Source organism: Parabacteroides sp. AD58 (assembly GCF_023744375.2).
Lineage (GTDB): Bacteria > Bacteroidota > Bacteroidia > Bacteroidales > Tannerellaceae > Parabacteroides > Parabacteroides absconsus.
Genome location: NZ_CP146284.1, coordinates 1,990,704 through 2,012,099, shown reverse-complemented (window position 1 = coordinate 2,012,099; position 21,396 = coordinate 1,990,704). Strand labels below are relative to the sequence as shown.

Annotated in this window: 18 protein-coding genes; 15 read left to right on the top strand and 3 right to left on the bottom strand. The window is 43.9% G+C overall.

Going from position 1 to position 21,396, the window contains the following annotated elements; genetic code table 11:
* Positions 1-35: 35 nt before the first annotated feature.
* The 5 genes from NEE14_RS08775 to NEE14_RS08755 all read left to right on the top strand — a co-directional run bounded on the left by NEE14_RS08775 (position 36) and on the right by NEE14_RS08755 (position 6,282).
* Positions 36-944 carry a lysophospholipid acyltransferase family protein gene (locus NEE14_RS08775; RefSeq protein ID WP_251968385.1) on the top strand — a complete coding sequence of 303 codons (909 nt, stop codon included), beginning with the start codon at positions 36-38 and terminating at the stop codon, positions 942-944.
* Positions 931-1,968 carry a glycosyltransferase family 2 protein gene (locus NEE14_RS08770; RefSeq protein WP_251968384.1) on the top strand — a complete coding sequence of 346 codons (1,038 nt, stop codon included), beginning with the start codon at positions 931-933 and terminating at the stop codon, positions 1,966-1,968. The genes NEE14_RS08775 and NEE14_RS08770 overlap by 14 nt, the downstream gene beginning before the upstream one ends.
* 51 nt (positions 1,969-2,019) lie before the next feature.
* Complete coding sequence (locus tag NEE14_RS08765; RefSeq protein ID WP_251968383.1) at positions 2,020-4,005, top strand: OmpA family protein; 1,986 nt, start codon at positions 2,020-2,022, stop codon at positions 4,003-4,005.
* A 147-nt stretch (positions 4,006-4,152) separates the two neighbouring features.
* Complete coding sequence (locus tag NEE14_RS08760; RefSeq protein ID WP_251968382.1) at positions 4,153-5,424, top strand: adenylosuccinate synthase; 1,272 nt, start codon at positions 4,153-4,155, stop codon at positions 5,422-5,424.
* 177 nt (positions 5,425-5,601) lie between these two features.
* Positions 5,602-6,282, top strand: a complete 681-nt coding sequence (locus NEE14_RS08755; RefSeq protein WP_251968381.1) for a zinc metallopeptidase — start codon at positions 5,602-5,604, stop codon at positions 6,280-6,282.
* Positions 6,283-6,356: 74 nt separating this feature from the next.
* Here NEE14_RS08755 and NEE14_RS08750 read toward each other — a convergent pair whose 3' ends face one another.
* The 3 genes from NEE14_RS08750 to NEE14_RS08740 form a co-directional block, all read right to left on the bottom strand.
* On the bottom strand, positions 6,357-7,298 hold the full coding sequence (locus NEE14_RS08750; protein ID WP_251968380.1) for a ribose-phosphate pyrophosphokinase: 942 nt from the start codon (positions 7,296-7,298) through the stop codon (positions 6,357-6,359).
* 99 nt (positions 7,299-7,397) lie between these two features.
* Positions 7,398-9,095, bottom strand: coding sequence for an alpha-amylase family glycosyl hydrolase (locus NEE14_RS08745; RefSeq protein WP_251968379.1), 1,698 nt, complete (start codon positions 9,093-9,095; stop codon positions 7,398-7,400).
* Between the two features lie 24 nt (positions 9,096-9,119).
* The gene (locus NEE14_RS08740; protein ID WP_251968378.1) at positions 9,120-9,950 is read right to left on the bottom strand and encodes a patatin-like phospholipase family protein; all 831 of its coding nucleotides are present in this window, start codon (positions 9,948-9,950) and stop codon (positions 9,120-9,122) included.
* Between the two features lie 460 nt (positions 9,951-10,410).
* Between NEE14_RS08740 and NEE14_RS08735 the strand changes: the two genes are divergently transcribed.
* The 10 genes from NEE14_RS08735 to NEE14_RS08690 all read left to right on the top strand — a co-directional run bounded on the left by NEE14_RS08735 (position 10,411) and on the right by NEE14_RS08690 (position 21,283).
* Positions 10,411-12,600, top strand: coding sequence for a glutamine synthetase III (locus NEE14_RS08735; protein ID WP_251968377.1), 2,190 nt, complete (start codon positions 10,411-10,413; stop codon positions 12,598-12,600).
* 217 nt (positions 12,601-12,817) lie between these two features.
* Positions 12,818-13,816, top strand: a complete 999-nt coding sequence (gene porQ / locus NEE14_RS08730; protein WP_251968376.1) for a type IX secretion system protein PorQ — start codon at positions 12,818-12,820, stop codon at positions 13,814-13,816.
* 10 nt (positions 13,817-13,826) lie between these two features.
* Positions 13,827-14,525 (top strand): (d)CMP kinase, encoded by a 699-nt coding sequence (gene cmk / locus NEE14_RS08725; RefSeq protein ID WP_251968375.1) that lies wholly within the window; start codon positions 13,827-13,829, stop codon positions 14,523-14,525.
* Complete coding sequence (locus tag NEE14_RS08720; RefSeq protein ID WP_251968374.1) at positions 14,510-15,385, top strand: 4-hydroxy-3-methylbut-2-enyl diphosphate reductase; 876 nt, start codon at positions 14,510-14,512, stop codon at positions 15,383-15,385. Before cmk ends, NEE14_RS08720 begins: the two co-directional genes overlap by 16 nt.
* 88 nt (positions 15,386-15,473) lie before the next feature.
* Positions 15,474-16,454, top strand: a complete 981-nt coding sequence (pfkA, locus tag NEE14_RS08715; protein WP_251968373.1) for a 6-phosphofructokinase — start codon at positions 15,474-15,476, stop codon at positions 16,452-16,454.
* 177 nt (positions 16,455-16,631) lie between these two features.
* Positions 16,632-17,816 carry a 6-bladed beta-propeller gene (locus tag NEE14_RS08710; protein WP_251968372.1) on the top strand — a complete coding sequence of 395 codons (1,185 nt, stop codon included), beginning with the start codon at positions 16,632-16,634 and terminating at the stop codon, positions 17,814-17,816.
* Positions 17,817-17,825: 9 nt separating this feature from the next.
* Positions 17,826-19,793 carry a dipeptidyl peptidase 3 gene (locus tag NEE14_RS08705; protein ID WP_251968371.1) on the top strand — a complete coding sequence of 656 codons (1,968 nt, stop codon included), beginning with the start codon at positions 17,826-17,828 and terminating at the stop codon, positions 19,791-19,793.
* A 102-nt stretch (positions 19,794-19,895) separates the two neighbouring features.
* A complete protein-coding gene (locus NEE14_RS08700; RefSeq protein ID WP_251968370.1) occupies positions 19,896-20,588 on the top strand; it encodes a DNA alkylation repair protein in 693 nt (230 codons plus the stop codon).
* 62 nt (positions 20,589-20,650) lie between these two features.
* Positions 20,651-20,869, top strand: a complete 219-nt coding sequence (locus tag NEE14_RS08695) for a hypothetical protein (protein ID WP_022457151.1) — start codon at positions 20,651-20,653, stop codon at positions 20,867-20,869.
* Between the two features lie 9 nt (positions 20,870-20,878).
* Positions 20,879-21,283, top strand: coding sequence for a putative toxin-antitoxin system toxin component, PIN family (locus NEE14_RS08690; RefSeq protein WP_251968369.1), 405 nt, complete (start codon positions 20,879-20,881; stop codon positions 21,281-21,283).
* Positions 21,284-21,396 lie beyond the last annotated feature (113 nt).

Here is a 21,396-nt window from a genome sequence, read left to right as displayed (position 1 = left end):
GAGATGTCAATGACGAACGGATGTAAACATACTTTATGTGGACGCGTATACAATATATATTAATTTACGGATGGATTAAAATACATGCACTGCTGCCTATGCGGCTTTTGTATGTATTATCTGATTTTCTCTATTTGATTATTTCTTGGGTAATCAGATACCGTGTTCCTGTTGTACGTAAGAATTTAAAGTCTTCTTTCCCAGATAAAAGCGAAGAAGAACTTAGACAGCTGGAAAAGGCTTTCTACCATCATTTTGCTGATTATATTGTGGAAACACTTAAGTTGGCTCATATCTCTCTTCAGGAATTGCAGGAAAGAGCTTATGTCCAGAATCCTGAACTCATTGATAAGTTGATGGATAATGGACATCCTTGTTGTTTGTTCCTGATGGGACATTATGGTAATTGGGAGTGGTATTCGGGCTCAAACTCTCGGTTTAAAGATGCCCGTTTATATCAGATTTATCGCCCATTAAATAATAAGGCGGTTGATAAGATATTTATACATTTACGGACGAAGTTCGGCTCGTTGGGTATTCCTAAGAATGATACAGGCCGTGAAGTGGTACGGCTTGTAAGAAATAAAGTCAGATCGGGAGTTGTATTCTTGGCAGACCAAACACCAAGTCCAAGTAATTTACATTACTGGACAAATTTCCTGAATCAGGATACTTCTGTCTTGACTGGAGCAGAACGGCTAGCCCGGAAGTTAAATACACCTGTGGTCTTTCTGGATGTCCAGATGGTAAAGCGTGGCTATTATACTCTCGAAATCCAATTAATTACTGAGAATCCAAAAGAGACTCCTGAAAATTGGATTACAGAAGAATATGCTCGGTGTTTGGAAAAAAGTATTCTGCGTAAACCGGAAGGATGGCTTTGGACGCATAAGCGGTGGAAATATAAACGAAGTGACGCTGTGATACATCATGGAAATAACTAAGAGTAAGAAAATAGCAATTGTTATATTGAATTGGAACGGCTCTGCATTGATGGAACGATATCTTCCTTCTGTTGTCCGTTATTCGCCAGCAGAGTGGGCTGATGTGATTGTCGCAGACAATGGTTCAACGGATGATTCGCTACAAATGCTGGCTGATAAATTCCCTTCGGTGCAGATTATCCGGATGGATAAGAATTATGGATTTGCAGAAGGTTATAATCAGGCCTTAAAGCATATAACGCATCCTTATTGTGTCTTGCTGAACAGTGATGTAGAAGTAACACCTCATTGGCTGGAAGCTCCTTGCCGGTTATTGGATACACAAGCGGATGTGGTAGCTGTTCAGCCGAAGATTAAAGCAGATTTGCAGCGCTCTCTTTTTGAATATGCCGGCGCTTCGGGCGGTTTTATGGATAAATATGGTTATCCGTTCTGTCGGGGTCGTCTGCTGCATGTTGTTGAAGCAGACAAAGGGCAATATGATTCTCCGATTGATGTACTTTGGGCAACGGGAGCCTGTTTATTTATCCGTACAGATATCTATAAGGCTGTTGGCGGATTAGATGGCGATTTCTTTGCGCATCAAGAAGAGATTGATTTGTGCTGGCGTCTTCGCTCTCGTGGACACCGGTTGGTTTGTACACCTCAGTCGGTAATTTATCATAAAGGTGGCGGTACTTTAAATGCCGAGAGTCCACGAAAGACTTTCCTGAATTTCCGGAATAATCTGCTGATGCTGTATAAGAATCTGCCGGAAAAAGATTTGAAGCCGGTGATGCGCTTGCGTTTCTGGTTGGATTATCTGGCGGCTCTTAAGTTCTTCTTGACGGGGCATGCTGCGAATGCCCGGGCAGTTTATCAGGCGCGGCGTGAATTTTATCAGTTACTCCCGAAGTTTGAGCCTAAACGTCTGGAAAATCAGCAAAAGACCATTCTATCAGAAATACCGGAATTGAAATCATACAGTTTGTTGTGGCAGTTTTATGTGAGAGGACGAAAACATTATTCGGACTTACCGCAATAATATCCTGGATTTTACGTTATAAGTAAGATATTTACCGAGATGTCCAAAGCAATGAATCAACATACATCCTACATATTAATTGGTTTGCTGGGTATTTTTCTGTCATCGGTGTTCTTCTCCTGCAAAACTGCTAAATTAAGTGATGCAGAAGAAAAGCAACGTATCGGAGAATACTATGAAGCTGCAGCTATTTACCGTAAAGTTTATACGAAAACTTCACCTAAGAAACGTGACTTGCGTGGATACATCGCTTTCCGTATGGCTGAATGTAATCGGTTGATCAATAGTACGGACAAAGCCATCAGCGGATATATGAATGCCTTGAGGTATGAATATCCGGATTCTATCTTGAATCTGCGTTTAGGTCAGATGCTTCAGCGGAAGGGCCGTTATACGGAGGCCATTAAACAATATGACGCTTATTTAATGTATAATCCCGAAAGCCAGTTGGCGTTTAATGGGATAGAAGGTTGCCAGCTGGCTCCTGAATGGAAGAAGAATCCAACCCGGTATGAAGTTCGCCGTATGGAGAAATTTAATTCACGTCGGGGCGAATTTTCTCCTATGCTGACCGGTGAGAAATATGATCAATTGTATTTTGCTTCTTCCCGGACAAAAGATAAAGAAGCCAAGGTGAGTGCAATTACCGGCCAGTATAATAACAACTTCTATTTGGTGAAACAAGATGAAAATGGAAATTGGTTGAATCCGGAAGAGCTGGAAGACGAAGTAAACACGGAGTTTGATGAAGGAACGCCTTCGTTTTCTGCGGATGGAAATACGATGTATTATACGTATTGTTCGCAGGATGAAACAGGCGACCGGACTTCTGAAATATATGTTTCTACCCGTAGTAGTGCCAAATGGGGAAAAGGTTCACGGACGACGATTGTAAAAGATTCGGTAACGGCTTTAGGGCATCCGGCTATTTCTCCGGATGGAAAATATCTTTACTTCACGTCGGATGTAGTGGGCGGCTTTGGAGGAAAAGATTTATATCGGGCTCGTGTCGCAGGAAGTGATTTTGGTCCTATGGAAAACTTAGGTCCGGAGATTAATACAACAGGCGATGAGATGTTTCCTTATGTACGTGATTCCGTAACTATATATTTTGCATCCAACGGTCATCCTGGAGCTGGCGGTTTGGATTTGTTTAAGGCAACTCAAGATAGTACAGGTCATTGGAAAGTAGAGAACTTAGGATTCCCGATCAATTCTTCAAGTGATGATTTCGGTATTACGTTTGAGGGAAATAAAGAGAAAGGCTTTTTCAGTTCGAACCGGAACGATGCTCGTGGGTTTGATCATATTTATTCGTTTGAAAAACCAACCATAACAGTCCGGATTGAAGGGATTGTTAATGATGTGGACGAATATCCAATTGAAGATGCAACGGTTCGGATTGTGGGCAAAGACGGACTGAATGCCAAGGTGCAGACTAAAAAGGATGGAACTTATGAAGTGGAACTGGAACGGGATATTAAATATGTCATGATGGCCAGTGCCCGTGGTTTCCTGAATCAGAACTATGAACTGCACACCAGTCCGGAAGAAAAGAGTGAAACGTATATTGTTGATTTCTTCCTTTCACCGATTAGCAAACCTGTTGTTATTGAGAATATCTTCTATGACTTTGATAAAGCAACTTTGCGTCCAGAATCGAAAAAGGCTTTGGATGAAATGATCAAGATGCTGAATGATAATCCGAATGTGACGATTGAATTAGGAGCACATACTGACCGGAAAGGTACAGACAAGTATAATGAAAAGCTGGCCCAGCGGCGTGCCCAGTCAGTTGTCGATTATCTGATTGCCGGAGGAATCGCTCCTGATCGGCTGGAAGCTAAAGGATATGGAGAGAGTGTTCCGAAAACGATCAATAAGAAGATGGCCAAACAGTTTGATTTCTTAAAGGAAGGAGACGTTTTGACGGAAGACTTTATCTTGAAACTGACTCCCGAACAGCAGGAGATTGCGGATCAGATCAATCGTCGTACAGAGTTTAAGGTTTTAAGGACGAATTACAACTTGTTCTAATTGGCTTGACTGGAAAAAAGTGGGGAGAATCGTTCGGTTTCTCCAATAAAACCACTACCTTTGTCAATTGTGTTGAGGCTTGTATGTGAAGTGGCAAGCCTGTCACGCATACAATTGAAATATTAACGGCCTATATAAATAAAAGCAATGAAAGTAGATGTTTTATTAGGATTGCAATGGGGTGACGAAGGCAAAGGTAAAGTAGTCGACGTTCTTACTCCGAAATACGATGTGGTCGCTCGTTTTCAGGGCGGACCTAATGCTGGACATACATTAGAGTTCAAAGGTGAAAAATATGTGCTGCGTTCTATTCCTTCCGGAATTTTCCAGGGTGGAAAAATCAACGTGATTGGTAATGGTGTTGTACTGGATCCGGTATTGTTTAAGGAAGAGGCAGAAGCTTTGGCTGCCAGTGGACATGATATTACGAAGCAATTGTATATCTCTAAGAAGGCTCATTTGATCCTGCCGACTCATCGTATCCTGGATGCGGCTTACGAAGCAGCAAAAGGCGCAGGCAAGATTGGTACTACCGGAAAAGGTATTGGTCCGACTTACACAGATAAAATCAGTCGTAATGGTGTGCGTGTAGGCGATTTGTTGCGCGATTTCAAATCTATTTATAGTGCCGCTAAAGCCAGACACGAAGCTATTCTGAAATCATTGAATTATGATTATGATATTACGGAACTGGAAGCAAAGTGGTTTGATGCTTTGAATTACCTGAAACAGTTCAAGCTGATTGATAGTGAACATTTCATCAATAATTTATTGAAGAGCGGCAAGAATGTATTGGCTGAAGGCGCTCAGGGAACTATGCTGGATGTCGATTTCGGTTCTTATCCATTTGTTACTTCTTCGAATACGATTTGTGCAGGTTGCTGTACAGGCTTGGGTGTTGCTCCTCGCAATATCGGTGAAGTATATGGTATCTTCAAAGCTTATTGTACTCGTGTCGGCAGTGGTCCGTTCCCAACAGAACTGTTCGATGAAGCAGGTGACAAGATCGGTCAGATTGGACATGAATTTGGTGCAGTAACTGGACGTAAACGTCGTTGTGGATGGATTGATTTGGTTGCTTTGAAGTATGCGGTAACTATCAATGGCGTCAGTCAGTTGATCATGATGAAGGGCGATGTGCTTGATTCTTTCGAGACCATTAAAGCCTGTGTTGCTTATAAGATTAATGGGGAAGAAGTAACAGAATTCCCTTATTCAATCGATGGCGATGTAGAACCGGTTTATGTTGAATTACCGGGCTGGCAGACGGATCTGACAAAGATGAAGAGCGAAGATGAATTCCCTGAAGAATTCAATGCTTATTTATCATTCTTGGAAGAAGAATTAGGTGTGCCCATCAAGATCGTTTCAGTAGGTCCGGATCGTGAGCAGACAATTGTCCGTTATACCGAAGAATAAAGAAAAGACAAATTGACCGAAAGACAGGCAGATAGCTTTTTCTGTCGGGTAAAGATATTGTCAGGAATGGCAGAAGATGTGTTCGATATGGCACATCTTTCTGCCATTTCTTTGTTTGGTAAGGATTTTGTTCTATATTTGAGAACTGAATTATTTTATTTATAGTAATTTACAATTATGTATTGGATTATTTTTATAGGATTCGCCCTATTGAGCTGGTTAGTTTCATCTAACCTGAAGCGAAAATTCGAGAAGTATTCTCAAGTACCCTTACCCAATGGAATGACAGGACGCGACGTTGCCGAACAAATGCTTCATGACAACGGTATTTATGATGTTCAAATCACTTGTACTCCAGGTATGTTGACTGACCACTACAACCCGATGAACAAAACAGTCAATCTGAGTGAAGGCGTTTATTATAGTAATAGCGTAGCTGCTGCCGCTGTTGCCGCACATGAATGCGGTCATGCCGTTCAGCATGCCAAGGCTTATGCGCCGTTAAAGATGCGTTCAGCGTTAGTTCCGATTGTGAGCTTTGCTTCCAATATTGTTTCTTGGGTATTATTAGGCGGCATGTTGTTATTGCATACTTTTCCGCAGCTGATGTTGTTTGGTATTATTCTTTTTGCCACAACCACATTGTTCAGCTTTATCACACTGCCTGTTGAAATCAATGCGAGCCAACGTGCTTTGGTTTGGTTGAATAGAGCAGGAATTACGAATGTTTATACACATGATAAAGCCGAAGATGCCCTGAAGTCGGCTGCCTATACATATGTTGTAGCAGCTTTAGGTTCGCTGGCTTCTCTGATGTATTATATTCTGATTTTCTTAGGTGGAAGTCGTGATGAATAATGAAATAATGGATAAAACAAAAAGAACCGGATGCTTTTGCACCCGGTTCTTTTTGTTTGTATAGTTGTTTGTTATTAGATCGTATACAGAGAGCTGATAGATTCGCCACTGCAAACACGGCGGATAGCTTCAGCAAACATATCTGCGATAGACAGAATCTTAACCTTTTCGCATTTCTTGGCGTAAGGAATAGAATCGGTAAAGATCATTTCTGTCAGAGCTGACTGATCAACGCGAGTAGAAGCCGGATCAGACATCACTGCATGACTGGCGATTGCACGAACAGACTTAGCACCGTTTTCCATCATCAGGTTGGCTGCTTTTGTGATAGTACCGGCTGTATCAACCATATCGTCTACCAACAGGACATCCAATCCCTTTACATCACCGATGATGCGCATTTCAGCTACTTCATTGGCACGCAGACGAGATTTATGGCAGATTACCATCGGCAGTCCTAAATATTTAGAATAGCTGCTGGCACGTTTTGTTCCACCTACGTCGGGAGTTGCGATACATAAGTTGTCTAACGGCAGTTCGTTCTTGATATAATCCAGGAATACGCTTGATGCATACAAGTGGTCAACCGGCACATTGAAGAATCCCTGAATCTGGTCAGCATGCAAATCCATTGTGATCAGACGATTGATTCCGGCTGCGCTCAGCATGTCGGCAATTAATTTTGCTCCGATTGCTACACGGGGTTTATCCTTTCTGTCTTGACGTGCCCAACCAAAGTAAGGGATAACTGCGATAATAGAATGGGCAGAAGCACGTTTGGCAGCATCAATCATCAGGAGCAACTCCATCAGGTTGTCTGAATTTGGAAATGTAGATTGTACTAAAAATACATCACGCCCACGAATAGATTCTTCGTACGAAACAGAGAATTCTCCATCTGCGAAGTGTTGAATATTCATTTGTCCCAGAGGACAACCTAAACTATTGCAGATTTTTTCTGCCAAGTAACGGGAATTTGTTCCCGAAAATACTAAGAAAGGAGTTTGTGCACTCATTATTCCGAATATTTATCTTTAGTAAAATAGATTATTTGATCTGCAAAATTACAAAACAATTACAAAAGGACAACTATATGGTCCGAATAATCTCTATTTCTAATAGGTAAACTTCAATACTTTACCCGAACATGCCGGTAATTTCACTTTAAACGGCCAGGCTGTAGTCAGTGTACTGATCGTTTCTTTTCCTGTCATCAGATCTTTCTGTATCGCTGCTTCGTTATCTTTTATACCGAGTGTTCTGAAGGCATCTTCCGGTATATTTACCCATACATTCTGTTCTGAATGGGTGAAATTGGCAACGACCAGAATAACTTCGTTTTTGTATTTCCGCAAGAACGCATATTGGTTGCGGTTGTTGAAGAAACGGTTCTTTTCGTTGGTATACATCAGGTCGAAGAAGTCTCCTTGCGTAATTGCCGGTTCATTTTGGGCAATATTCAGAATGGTGATGTATTGCTGGCGCAGCTGTTTCTGCTGATCCGTCAGTTTGCCGCCATCAAATTTACCTCCGTTCTTCCAGTTGCGCAATGTCGAAACACTCCAATAGTCAAAGATGGTAGTGCGTCCGTCGAGTCCACTGAATCCTTCTTCATCCATGCCTCTTTCGCCTAATTCCTGTCCGGCATAAATCATGAACGGATTCGTATTCATCAGCGCAGAAACCAGCAGACCGGATATTCCGGCAGCAGGATCTTTGGCAAAGAAGTCGGATGCCAGGCGCTGTTCGTCGTGATTCTCCAGGAAATTCAGCATGTGCGACTGAATACCTTCCAGCGATTGCCAGCAGGCCGGAATGTTACTGGCCGGAGCCTGTCCGCAAATAACAGCCCGCAAGGTGTCGTACAGGCCTACTTTATCATAGAGATAATCAAAATGCCCGGTAAAGATGTAGCTTCTGTATAAAGCCGGATTATATACTTCGGCAATGAAGATAACCGGATAATCTTTCTTTACAAGCGGAATAGCCCATTCCCAGAATTCGACCGGCACCATTTCTGCCATATCGCAGCGGAAGCCGTCTATCTTTTTGCCGGCCCAGAAGCGGAGGATGTCCAGCATTTTATACCATGTGTTGGGTATCGGGTTAAAATGCTTGCTTCGGCCATTCAGATAATCTACTCCGTAGTTCAGTTTGACGGTCTCATACCAATCGTTACAGGTCGGGAAAGCATCAAAACGGTCATTGCCGGTCGCCTTGGCCGGGAATTCGCTGTATTGCAATCCGTCGTCATCATCCGTAAACGGAAGAGTCAGCGGTTGTCCCGGGATGTAATAGAAATTGTTGTTCGGATCGAAGGCTTTAGACGTGTTGTCATTTTGTCCGAGTTCTTCGATGAAATTGTACTGGGCATCCGAATGATATTGCCGCGCTACGTGATTCGGAACGAAATCGATGATGACTTTCATGCCGGCCTCGTGGGTCCGGGCTACCAAAGCCTCGAATTCTTCCATTCGGTTTTCCACATGGTCGGCCAAATCCGGATCGATATCGTAATAGTCTTTGATGGCATAAGGCGAACCGGCTTTACCTTTTACAACGGCTGTATGGTCTTTCTGTATGTGATAGGCCGTATAGTCTGTCTTTGTAGCATGTTCGATAACTCCTGTATACCAGATATGTGTGGTTCCTAACTCCTTGATTTTACTCAGTGCCAATGGCGTGAAATCCGAAAATTTGCCTACTCCATTTTCTGCAAGGCTTCCGTTACGGATTAGTTTTGTTTTTGTATTTCCAAACCACCGGGGAAACACTTGATAGATGATCATCTTTTCTGTTTTTCTTGATTCCATATTTTTTGAATTATTATTGACGATTTATGGCAGCATGCCGTTTGGGTGTGAGTTTATGGCTTTGATCAGGGTTTCGTGTTTGTTCTCCTGTACTACTTTCTGAAAAGCCTCGACTGCTGCTTCATAGCCTATTTCAGAAATCAGGTTAATATTTTCCAGATCAAATGTCTTGTAAAGTCCCACTTCTTTAGCTTCAATTAGTATATCACATAATTCTCTGTCCTCAATAGCATTTGCCTTGAATACGTAATGATACGTTCGTTGGGCGATATGCAAAAGGGTCTGTTTGTATCGTTGAGGAATCAGCGGACTTACGTTTACACCGATTACGTATTCGCATTCGTCACGTATGGTCGAAACCGGGAAATTCCGGAAAAGTCCGCCGTCTACGTAATGTACGCCATCAATAAGAACCGGACTGAATACAATGGGCATACAGCAGGATGCGGTGACAGCTTCAACGATAGGTCCTGAACGAAATTCATGGCTGCAACCACGATCCAGATCAGTGGCAACGATTACTGTCGGAATCGGCAGATCTTCAATCCGCTTGGTCCGTAAATGTCGTCTTAAAAAGTCCTGAAAACGATCGTAGTTGAATAAACCGGATTTTGGAATCTGTAATTGTGCAAATTCAGAGAATTCTCTTCCGATAAACATGTTTTTGATTTCTTCGGCCGAATATCCGTCGGCAAATAATACACCCATGAGTGAGCCTGCACTTGTTCCTGAGATGATTTCCGGTTTCAGTCCACTTTCTTCTAATAATTTAAAAACGCCCAGGTGTGCAAATCCTTTGGCGCCGCCTCCGCTGAGCGCTAAACCAATTTTATAGGGTTTCGGTGTCGCTTCCATTGTTGTTCCTCAATTTTTGAATATCAACTTAAACCGGGGTCAAATATGAGACTTTTTTTACAATATCAAAAGGATTTGGACTTTTTTCTTTCGTTTTTCTTGCAGGTCGGGGAAAAACAGGGCTGTGTCTGAAAGTAAATTGTTAGAAAGACGCCTGGAAAAGATAGAAATATGGTGTATTAAAAAGTAGAAAGATACGAGAGAAACTTTAGTTCACGGCGTGAACTAAGTAATCCACGGCGTGAACTAAGTAGTTCCCGACGTGAACTAAGTAATTCCCGGCGTGAACTAAAGTTTTCTTCGTGACTCTTGATCTTTTATTCAGGCAGGTTCGGAACAAGGTCTAGGCAGGAAGGAATGAATTGTATAGCCCAACCATCGACTTTCTACTTTTAGGTATGGTAATATTCCAATTTCTTTCTCTAATTTTGCAGTCGAAACATTTTCTAATAAGTACGTTATGTCTATATTCCGCTTTAATGCAGTAGAAAAAGCTTCCAACCGGAAGGCTGTGGAAGCCAGTACACCCGATCAGAAAGTATCGGAATATTTTGGAGAAAACGTCTTCAACCAGAAGACTATGCAGAAGTATCTCTCCAAAGAAACCTTTAAAGCTTTGACCCAGTCTATCGATAACGGTACGCCAATTGATCGCGAGATCGCTAATCATGTAGCTGCGGGGATGAAAATGTGGGCACTCGAAAAAGGTGTGACACATTATACACACTGGTTCCAGCCGTTGACTGATGGCACGGCCGAGAAGCATGATGCCTTTGTCGAACACGACGGCAATGGCGGTATGATTGAAGAATTCAGTGGCAAGCTGCTGGTACAACAGGAACCGGATGCTTCGAGTTTTCCGAACGGAGGCTTGCGCAATACCTTCGAGGCCCGCGGTTATTCTGCCTGGGATCCGTCTTCTCCTGCATTCATTGTTGATGATACCTTGTGTATCCCGACTGTATTTATCGCTTATACCGGCGAGGCTCTTGATTATAAGACTCCGCTGATCCGCTCGATCGAAGCGTTGAACAATGCGGCAACCGAGGTTTGCCGGTATTTCAGTGACGATGTGAATAAGGTGTTTGCCTACTTGGGATGGGAACAGGAGTATTTCCTGATTGATGAAGACTTGTATTCGGCTCGTCCGGACTTATCGCTGACTGAAAGAACCTTGCTGGGACATGAAAGTGCCAAGAACCAGCAGTTAGACGATCATTACTTCGGGGCAATTCCTTCGCGTGTGCAGGAATTTATGAAAGACCTGGAAGTAGAATGTTACAAATTGGGTATTCCGGTCAAGACGCGTCATAATGAAGTGGCTCCGAACCAGTTTGAGTTTGCGCCTATCTATGAAGAATGTAATCTGGCAAACGATCATAACCAGCTGCTGATGTCGGTGATGAAACGGGTAGCCCGCCGCCATAATTTCCGGGTACTGTTGCACGAGAAACCATTCAAAGGAGTAAACGGTTCGGGTAAGCACTGCAACTGGTCAATGGGAACCAATACGGGCATCAACTTGTTCTCGCCGGGGAAAGACCGTGAAGACAACCTGCGCTTCATTACCTTTATTGTCAATACCATTACAGCTGTTTATAAATATAATGCTTTGTTGAAGGCTTCGATTGCTTCGGCTACCAACGCTCATCGTCTGGGAGCCAACGAAGCGCCTCCAGCTATTATCTCTACATTCTTGGGTACTCAGATTTCTGAGATACTGGATCGCTTTGAAAACAGTTCAATTGAGGATGCCATTGAAGTGGATGACAAGAAACGTCTGCACTTAGGCTTCGGACAGATACCGGAACTGCTCTTGGATAATACCGACCGTAACCGTACTTCTCCGTTTGCCTTTACCGGAAACCGTTTTGAATTCCGTGCCTTGGGCTCGTCGGCCAATTGTGGTTCGGCCATGCTGGCCCTGAATTCGGCCGTGGCTTATCAGCTCCGTCAGTTCAAATCGGATGTAGAATCGCTGCGGGCTGAGGGAAAGAGCAAGGAAGCGGCTATCTTTGAGGTGCTGAAAAACTATATCAAAGAATCTAAACCAATCCGTTTTGACGGTAACGGATACAGCGAAGCCTGGAAGGAAGAAGCTTTCCGCCGCGGACTGGACTGTGAGAACAGTGTGCCGTTGCAGTATGATGCTTATCTGAAGCCGGATGTTATCCGGATGTTTGAAGAGACAGGCGTATTAAGCCGGAAAGAACTGGAAGCCCGTAATGAAGTGAAGTGGGAAATCTATATCAAGAAGGTACAGATTGAAGCCCGTGTACTGGGTGATTTATCGTTGAATCATATCATTCCGGTGGTGATCCGTTATCAGACGATTTTACTTGAAAACGTAACGCGTCTGAAAGATGTATTTTCGGCAGAAGAATATGAAACTGTTTCAGCCGAACCGCGTCGTCTGATCCGTAAAATTTCTGCCCACATTGCCGCTGTCACCACGAAGGTGGATGAAATGGTAGAGGCTCGTAAGAAAGCGAACCGGATTACCGATATGCGTGAAAAGGCAATTGCTTATCATGATACGGTGGCTCCTTATCTGGATGATATCCGTGATCACATTGATGATCTGGAACTGATGGTCGATAACCAGAGCTGGCCGTTGCCGAAATATCGGGAATTGCTGTTTATCCGTTGATCAATATGTTTGCCATAAGCATATAAGTTTGGAATTGGCGGGGCTTCATCCGAAGTTCTGCCAATTTCTTTATAAAAAGGTGTGTCCTGACTGTATTCAACCATGGCCTGTGTCTTGTCTTAGCGCAATAAATCACTCTTCCATATACTTTTTTACTTTTTTATCCGTTTTCTTTACATGAAATCGGCGTATCTTTGAACTCTGTTATAAAAGAAGTATGAGAAAAATCCTGTTTTTTCTGTTGGTAAGCCTGTGGGCGACTACGATTTATGCGCAGTTGGGCGATGAAGCGTACAGCTTTCTTCGTATCCCTTCTTCTACCCGTGTCAGTGCTTTGGGCGGCGACAATATATCGGTAGTGGAGTGTGATCCTTCCTTGGGTTTCCATAATCCGGCCTTGTTGGGGAAAGAAATGGACAATATGTTGAATCTGAATTATATGAATTATATTTCGGATGTAAATATCGGAAGCGCTATCTATACGAAGGCCTTTAAGGAAAAAGGAGCGTGGGGCGTAGGAGCCAGCTTCTTCAGCTATGGCAAGATACCGGGTTATACGGAAGAAAACCAGCAGACGGGCGATTTGTCAGCAAAAGACATCAACATTCAAGGCTTCTTTTCGTATGATTTAAGTGAGAAATGGCGCGGTGGCCTTTCTCTGAAGTTCCTGTATTCTTCGATGGCCGAATACAATTCATTCGGGATGGGCGTAGATGCCGGATTGAGTTATTACGACTCTGAGAAGAATTTCTCTTTCGGTTTTGTCTTGAAGAATATCGGAGCACAGTTCAAGTCGTATTATGACGAACGGCAGAAGATGCCGTGGGATATCCAGATGGGTATCAGCAAGCGGATGGCTCATGCTCCGATCCGTATTTCATTGACGGCCGTGCATTTGAACCGCTGGAAGTTCGACTATGTGGATGATTCGGATAAAGAATACGACGGCGATTCGTTCGCGCAAGCTTTGTTAAAGCATTTCGTCGTTGGTGTAGACTGGCTTCCGTCGGATAACTTCTGGGTTGGGGTTGGTTATAATCCGAAACGGGCGATGGATATGAAGCTGAGCGGAGGAAATGCCTTGAGTGGCTTTTCGGCAGGAGCCGGTATTCATGTCAAGATGTTTGACGTGAGTGCTTCGTTGGCCAAATATCATCCGTCGGCCCTGTCGATGATGATTACGGTGACGACTTATATATCTGATTTCAAGTTGTAAGAATCTATATATGGAGAAAAAGATTATCATAGCAATTGATGGCCATTCGTCGAGTGGTAAAAGCACGATGGCGAAAGATCTGGCCCGTGAGATTGGTTACATTTATATTGATACAGGTGCCATGTACCGTGCAGTGACACTGTATTGCCTGCGGAAAGGATATATTCAGGGTGACAAGATTCAGGAAGAGGCATTGAAAGCCGATCTGGACAAGGTGGATATATCATTCCGGTACAATGCCGAAACCGGTCGTCCGGATACTTATCTGAACGGGGAAAAGGTAGAAAAGGAAATTCGCAGCATGGAAGTAGCCGATAAAGTCAGTCTGGTGGCTGCTTTGGGCTTTGTCCGTCGGGCCATGGTTGCCAAGCAGCAGGAAATGGGCAAGGCGAAAGGCATCGTGATGGACGGCCGTGATATCGGTACGGTTGTTTTTCCAAATGCAGAACTGAAAGTCTTTGTAACGGCTTCACCGGAAGTACGGGCACGCCGCCGTTTGGAAGAATTGCAGGCCAAAGGCGAGCAGACTACGTATGAAGAAGTATTGGCGAATGTAAAGAAACGGGATTATATTGATTCCACCCGCGAAGAGAGTCCGTTGCGTCAGGCGCCGGATGCGTTGGTGCTGGATAATTCGAATATGACAATCCCGGAACAGAAACAGTGGTTGCGTGATAAATTTGAGGCTGCGGTATGTTCATCGAAATAGACAGCGGATCGGGTTTCTGCTTTGGTGTGGTGAATGCCATCAGCAGTGCGGAGCGGGAACTGAAGAATACGGATATTCTGTATTGCCTGGGTGACATTGTGCATAACAGTCTGGAAGTGGAACGGCTGGAAGCAATGGGCCTGCGAACAATCGATCATGAGGAATTTGCCCGGCTGAAAGGAGAGAAGGTCTTGTTGCGGGCGCATGGCGAACCGCCTTCAACCTATGCGGTAGCCAAACAGAATCAGATTCAGATTGTAGATGCAACCTGCCCGGTGGTTTTGCAGTTGCAGAAGAAAATTCACCGGTGTTATCAGGAAACGCGCGACAGTCATACGCAGTTAGTAATCTATGGCAAAAAAGGGCATGCCGAGGTGAATGGCCTGGTCGGACAAACGGAAGGCACGGCAATCGTAATCGAGAAGGTGGAAGATTTGGATAAACTCGACTTCAACCGCAATATCGCCTTGTTTTCGCAGACAACCAAGTCGCTCGATGGTTTCCGGCAAATCGTCGCAGAGATAGAGAAACGGATTTCTCCGGAAGTTTCATTTCAGTATCATGATACGATCTGCCGGCAGGTTGCCAACCGGTTGCCGAATATTCAGCGCTTTGCTTCGGAACACGACTGGGTCTATTTTGTGGCCGGCAAGAAGAGCTCCAATGGAAAGATGCTTTTCGAAGAATGCCGGAAAGCCAATCCCAATACGCAATTCATTTCTTCGGCATCCGAAATTACGGAGCGTTTGCCCGAACAAGTCATGCGTGTAGGCGTTTGCGGTGCGACTTCCACGCCGAAATGGTTGATGGAAGAAATCGCAGAAAGAGTAAGAGAATTGAATCAGCCCGTTAAGGGTTGAACGAAAATTGATAACATTTTGTTCACTAAAGCGTGCGCCGTAAAAGAAGAATTACTACTTTTGCAGCGAACATTTAAATTTAAATCCTATGCCAGCAATAAAGTGTGTCGGAATCTTAACCTCAGGAGGTGATGCTCCGGGTATGAATGCAGCTATCCGTGCCGTGACACGTGCTGCTATTTATCAAGGGCTCAAGGTAAAAGGTATTTATCGTGGTTATAAAGGAATGATCACGGATGAAATCGAAGAGTTCAAAACACAGAATGTTAGTAATATAATCCAGCGTGGAGGAACTATCCTGAAGACGGCTCGTTGTGCTGAATTCAAGACGGCTGAAGGACGTAAGCAGGCTTACGACAAGCTGATGGAACATGGCATCGACTCGCTGGTAGTTATTGGTGGTGATGGTTCACTGACAGGTGCCCGTATCTTTGCGGAAGAATACAATATGCCTATCGTGGGACTGCCGGGTACAATCGATAACGACTTGTATGGTACGGATGTGACGATCGGTTACGACACAGCATTGAATACCATCATGGAATGTGTCGATAAGATCCGTGATACGGCTACATCACACGAGCGTTTGTTCTTCATCGAAGTCATGGGTCGTGATGCCGGATTCTTGGCTTTGAACGGAGCGATTGCTTCGGGTGCTGAAGCAGCTATTATCCCGGAAATCTCGTTGGAAAAAGACCAGTTGGCAGAGATGATCGAAACCGGTTTCCGTAAATCAAAGAACAGTAGTATCGTCCTGGTGGCTGAAAGCGATGTAACAGGCGGTGCGATGGGCGTAGCTGAACGTGTGAAGAAGGAATATCCACAGTTTGATGTCCGCGTTTCTATCTTGGGACACCTGCAGCGTGGTGGTTCTCCTTCGGCTCAAGACCGTATCTTGGCTACTCGTATGGGTGTTGCGGCTATTGATGCGTTACTCGATGGTCAGCGTAATGTGATGATCGGTGTCCAAAACGATGAAATAGTCAATGTTCCTTTCTCTAAAGCGATCAAGAACGATAAACCAATTAATCGTGATTTGCTGGATGCCTTACGCATCTCGTCTATTTAATAGCGAATACATAGAAATGAAGATAGGGAAGTTTCTTTGGGAGCTTCCCTTTTTTATGTTAGGCAATTATAAAGTTTCCGAGTTATATATCTGACAGATGAAAAAGATGAACTATCATACTTACTTTTTGCCTGGGTAATCGTATATTTGTGAAATTCATTTTTAATACAGGTATTTATGAAAAACTTACATTACTTTACTGCAGCAGTATTAGCAGGTTCTTTGTTGGTAGCTTGCCAGTCGCCATCAAAAGAAGGAGAAGGTGTGATCACAGTTCCGGTTCGTACTCAATTGGCACAGCAAGACGTTATCCCGGTATCGGATGATGTGGAGAAGATAGAGTATATTCCACTGGAGACGAACGATTCTTGTCTGATCAGCAATATTCTTTCGATGCAAGTCAGCCGCGATTACCTTTTTATCTATAATGGAAAGACCAGCCAGGTCTTGCAGTTCGACCGTGCAGGCAAATTCGTGCGGACAATCGGACGTGCGGGCAACGGACCTGGAGAATATACGCTGGTGAGCGATCTGGCAATCGACGAAGCCAATCAGCAGCTTTATATCTTCTGTTATGGAGAAGCACCTCGGGTATATGGTTTTGACGGGCAGTATCAGCTGTCTGATACAACCCTGCAAGGTAGTAGCTCGGCCGTTCTGTTGGATGAACAACATATCGCGATGAGAGGCTTGCGAATGTATCCGAATGCTTGGCTGGCTGCTTTGAAAGAGAAAGGTGGAGAATTTACGATGAAGATCGATCCGTATGAAGCTTCATTGGCCGAAGACGTCAGTTATATGGAGAATCCGATGCTTGTTCCGGCCGGTAAATCAGCATTGGCTTTCTCAACCTGCAATGATACTGTGTTCCGTCTTTCGCCTGAAGGTATCGAACCCGCTTATTGTCTGGCACGGCAGAATCGGGAGGCTTTCTATACGGATGTAGCGGATATTCGTCAGCGAAAGAATAATCCGATTCAAGATACGGATTTGGATTTGTATGATTTCTTCGAGACGCCGCGTTATTTATACTTACGTGTTACACAGGCCGGAGAAATTTATATTCAGCGTTATTCGAAGGAAGACGGAACCTGCCTTTCATGCCGTGTTCCCGAAGCCTATCTGTCGTGCAGCCGGATGATACCGGGGAACAATGTAATTGGTTTGACCAACGATGTCGATCAGGGTGTTCCTTTCTGGCCGGAGTTTGCTATGAATGGCCTAACAAGCGCTCAGGTAGTAACATACGATCTGGTCAGCGGATTACAAGAAGAAGGATATTTGAAAGATATGCCCGAAGCCTTGAAGGCGTTGGGCGCGGATGATAATCCGCTTATTATCATTTATACATATAAGCAGTAATAACAAACAATGAAAGAAGAGTTTTCTTACATAGTTGATCAGTTTGCCGATTTGCAAATTCTGCGCTACCAAGTGCCGGGATTTGCAAATCTCTCTTTGCGTCAGAAGCAGTTGCTCTATCATTTATCGGAGGCAGCTTTGATGGGACGCGATATTTTATTTGACCAGAACGGTCGTTATAATCTGGTAATACGCCGGACGCTCGAGGCGGTTTATCTGTACGGGAAAGTAGATAAATCATCGGCCGATTATCAGGCCTTCGAGGTCTATTTGAAGCGGGTTTGGTTTGCCAACGGTATTCATCATCATTACGGAGAAGATAAGTTTATACCCGGTTTCTCGGAAGCCTTCTTCGATGCGGCTGTCCGTTCGGTTGATACTTCTCTATTGCCTTTGAAAGCAGATGAAACAGTTGATGCCTTGCTGGCTTGTTTGAAGCCGGTGATCTTTGATCCGTCTGTGATGCCTAAACGTACTGTTCAAAGCGGAGATACTGACTGGATTCAGGCGTCGGCCAATAATTACTATGGCGAAGATGTTACCCAGGCTGAAGTAGAAGCCTTTTACGGGAAGATGAAGGCCGAAGGCGACAGTCGCTGTCCACTGTCTTATGGTTTGAACAGTCGATTGGAAAAAGAAAACGGTCAGTTAGTCGAACGGGTATGGAAAGTAGGTGGCCTGTATTCGGAAGCCATCGAACGGATTGTGGCCGAACTGGAGAAAGCAACTGCTTTTGCCGAGAACGAGAAACAACGCCGGATCATCGCTACACTGATAGATTATTATCGTACCGGCGATCTTCGTACCTTCGATGCCTATTCTATTCTTTGGGTGGAAGATACCGACTCGCAAGTTGATTTCGTGAATGGCTTTATCGAAACCTATGGTGATGCCTTGGGATTAAAGGCCAGCTGGGAATCGACGGTGAATTTTCGGAACGAAGAAGCCACTCGTCGCACACAGATCATCAGCGAGAATGCTCAGTGGTTTGAAGATCACTCGCCTGTGGATAAACGGTTCAAGAAGGAACGGGTAAAAGGTGTGAGTGCGAAGGTGATCACGGTTACGATGTTGGGTGGCGACTGTTATCCTTCTACGCCGATAGGAATTAATCTTCCGAATGCCGATTGGATTCGTCGCGACCACGGTTCGAAGTCGGTTACCATCGAGAATATTATGGAAGCCTATGACAAGGCTTCGCAGGGCAGCGGCTTTAGTGATGAGTTCGTCTGGAGTGATGAAGAACGCAATCGCATTAAGACATACGGTTTCCTGACGGATATGCTGCATACTGATTTGCATGAATGTTTGGGTCATGGTTCTGGTCAGCTGCTTCCCGGCACAGATCCGGATGCCTTGAAAGCCTACGCTTCTACATTGGAAGAAGCCCGTGCCGATTTGTTCGGCTTATATTACCTGGCTGATCCGAAGATGCAGGAATTAGGCTTGGTTCCTGACGGCGAAGCCTTTAAAGCCGAATACTATAAATACATGATGAACGGCTTGCTTACCCAGCTGGTTCGTATCGAAGAAGGTAAGGATGTAGAGGAAGCTCACATGCGAAACCGGCAGTTAATCGCCCGCTGGGTATTTGAACAGGGAGCAGCTGATAAGGTAGTAGAACTGAAAAAGCGTGAAGGAAAGACCTTTGTTGTCATCCATGATTATCAGCAGTTGCGCGTTTTGTTCGGGAAACTCCTGGCAGAAGTTCAGCGTATCAAGAGCGAAGGCGATTATGAAGCCGGACGATCGCTGGTGGAAAACTATGGTGTCAAGATCGATCCTGTATTGCATCATGAGATACGTGAACGCTATGTCCGTTTGCATCTGTCGCCTTATAAAGGATTTGTCAATCCGGTTATGCGTGAAGTTAAGGACAATTCCGGTCATGTAACCGACATTACGTTGGATTATACCGAAGGATATGCCGAACAAATGCTGCGTTACAGTCGGGATTATTCTTATTTGAGTTTGTAAGTAAAGTTTCAGTTGACAGGTCAACAAGAAACGGGTAAACAGGGTGTTTAAGTTTATAGAGAACCTTGTCAACTTTAGTTATAGATTTTAGTTTATACAATTGTGGAAGATTTAAGAGATATACGAAAACAATTGCGGCTGGCGATGAACGGAGTGATTTCTACCAGCATGCGTCAGAAAGGAATGAATTATAAGCTGATCTTCGGTGTTCCATTTCCGGAGATCAAGCGGATTGCCGCTACACACGAACCCGATGCTGAACTGGCTCGTGCCATGTGGCAAGAAGATGTCCGGGAAATGAAAATCCTGGCAACCTTACTTTTCCCAACGGGTAGTATGACGCAGGAAGAAGCTTTGGCCTGGATGCGTGAAATCCCTTATCCGGAGATTGCCGAACAATGTTGCAATAACCTTTTCCCTTCAGTACAACAACCGGATCAGCTGGCTTTGAAGTTCTTGGCAGATAAGAAAAGTCCGTTCGGACGCATGTGTGGTTTTCTGCTTTGGGCACAGTTGTTCAAGAAGAACCTGGCAGTCGAAAAGAGTCGGGTAGAAGCCTTTCTGGCAGAATGTACGTGTACGATGCATCCGGATGTAGAGGCTGGAGCTGCTGAATCTTCTTGGCAAGAGAAACAGGCTGCGGTACAGGCGTTGAAATTCTTCGGTCGTCTTTCTCCGGCAAATGCTCAGGATGCTTTATCGGTTATCGCAGAAGACGGACAGCCGGAAACGGAAGAATTAAAAGCCTATTACGATGATCTGCAGTTTGAGTTCGCTTATTATGAGGAAAAGTAAACCAGATTTGATTGAAATAAAAAGAAAATCGTATCTTTGAGAAATTCAATCAGAGATGTGTTATGGAATCTACCGAATTTAATCAAGCCCAGATGCAATTGTTAGAGATGATGTCGTTTGTTCGAACTCCTGAATCTCTTGCAGATTTAAACAAAGTTATTTCTGATTATTTTGCGCAGCAAGCACAAGAAGAAATAAATCGTTTATGGGCGACTGGAGAATTGAACGATGAGAAAGTTGAGAACTTTCGTCATTTGCATGAACGTACACCTTATAAATAGGCATTGATTATGCAGTCGATAGTTCTTGATACGAATGTTTTGGTGATGTCTATTTCTGCCCGCAATGTTTATCATAAGGTATGGCAAGCGTTTCTGCAAGGAGATTATACATTGTGCGTAAGTAATGAGATTTTGGAAGAATATGTGGAAGTATTAACCCGAAATATCAATGCTCGTGTTGCAGAAGCAGTTGTTTATGCAATTTTGACTCGATGGAATGTTCGTAAGCTAGATCCTCATTATCGATTTCATTTGATTAAAACAGATGAAGATGATAATAAATTTGTGGATTGCGCAATTGCCGGAAATGCACGTTATATTGTAACAGAAGACCATCATTTTGATGTGCTAAAGGAAATTTCGTTTCCTAAAGTCGCTGTGATAAATATTGATGATTTTGCAAGCCAATTTTAAAGTAGATAAATTTTCATAGACAAAGCCCCAATCATTCCTCCATAAAATAAACGAGAATCGGAAATGTTTCCCTTTGGATTCATTCCCGATTCTCGTTTGTTTTGAAAGGCTAT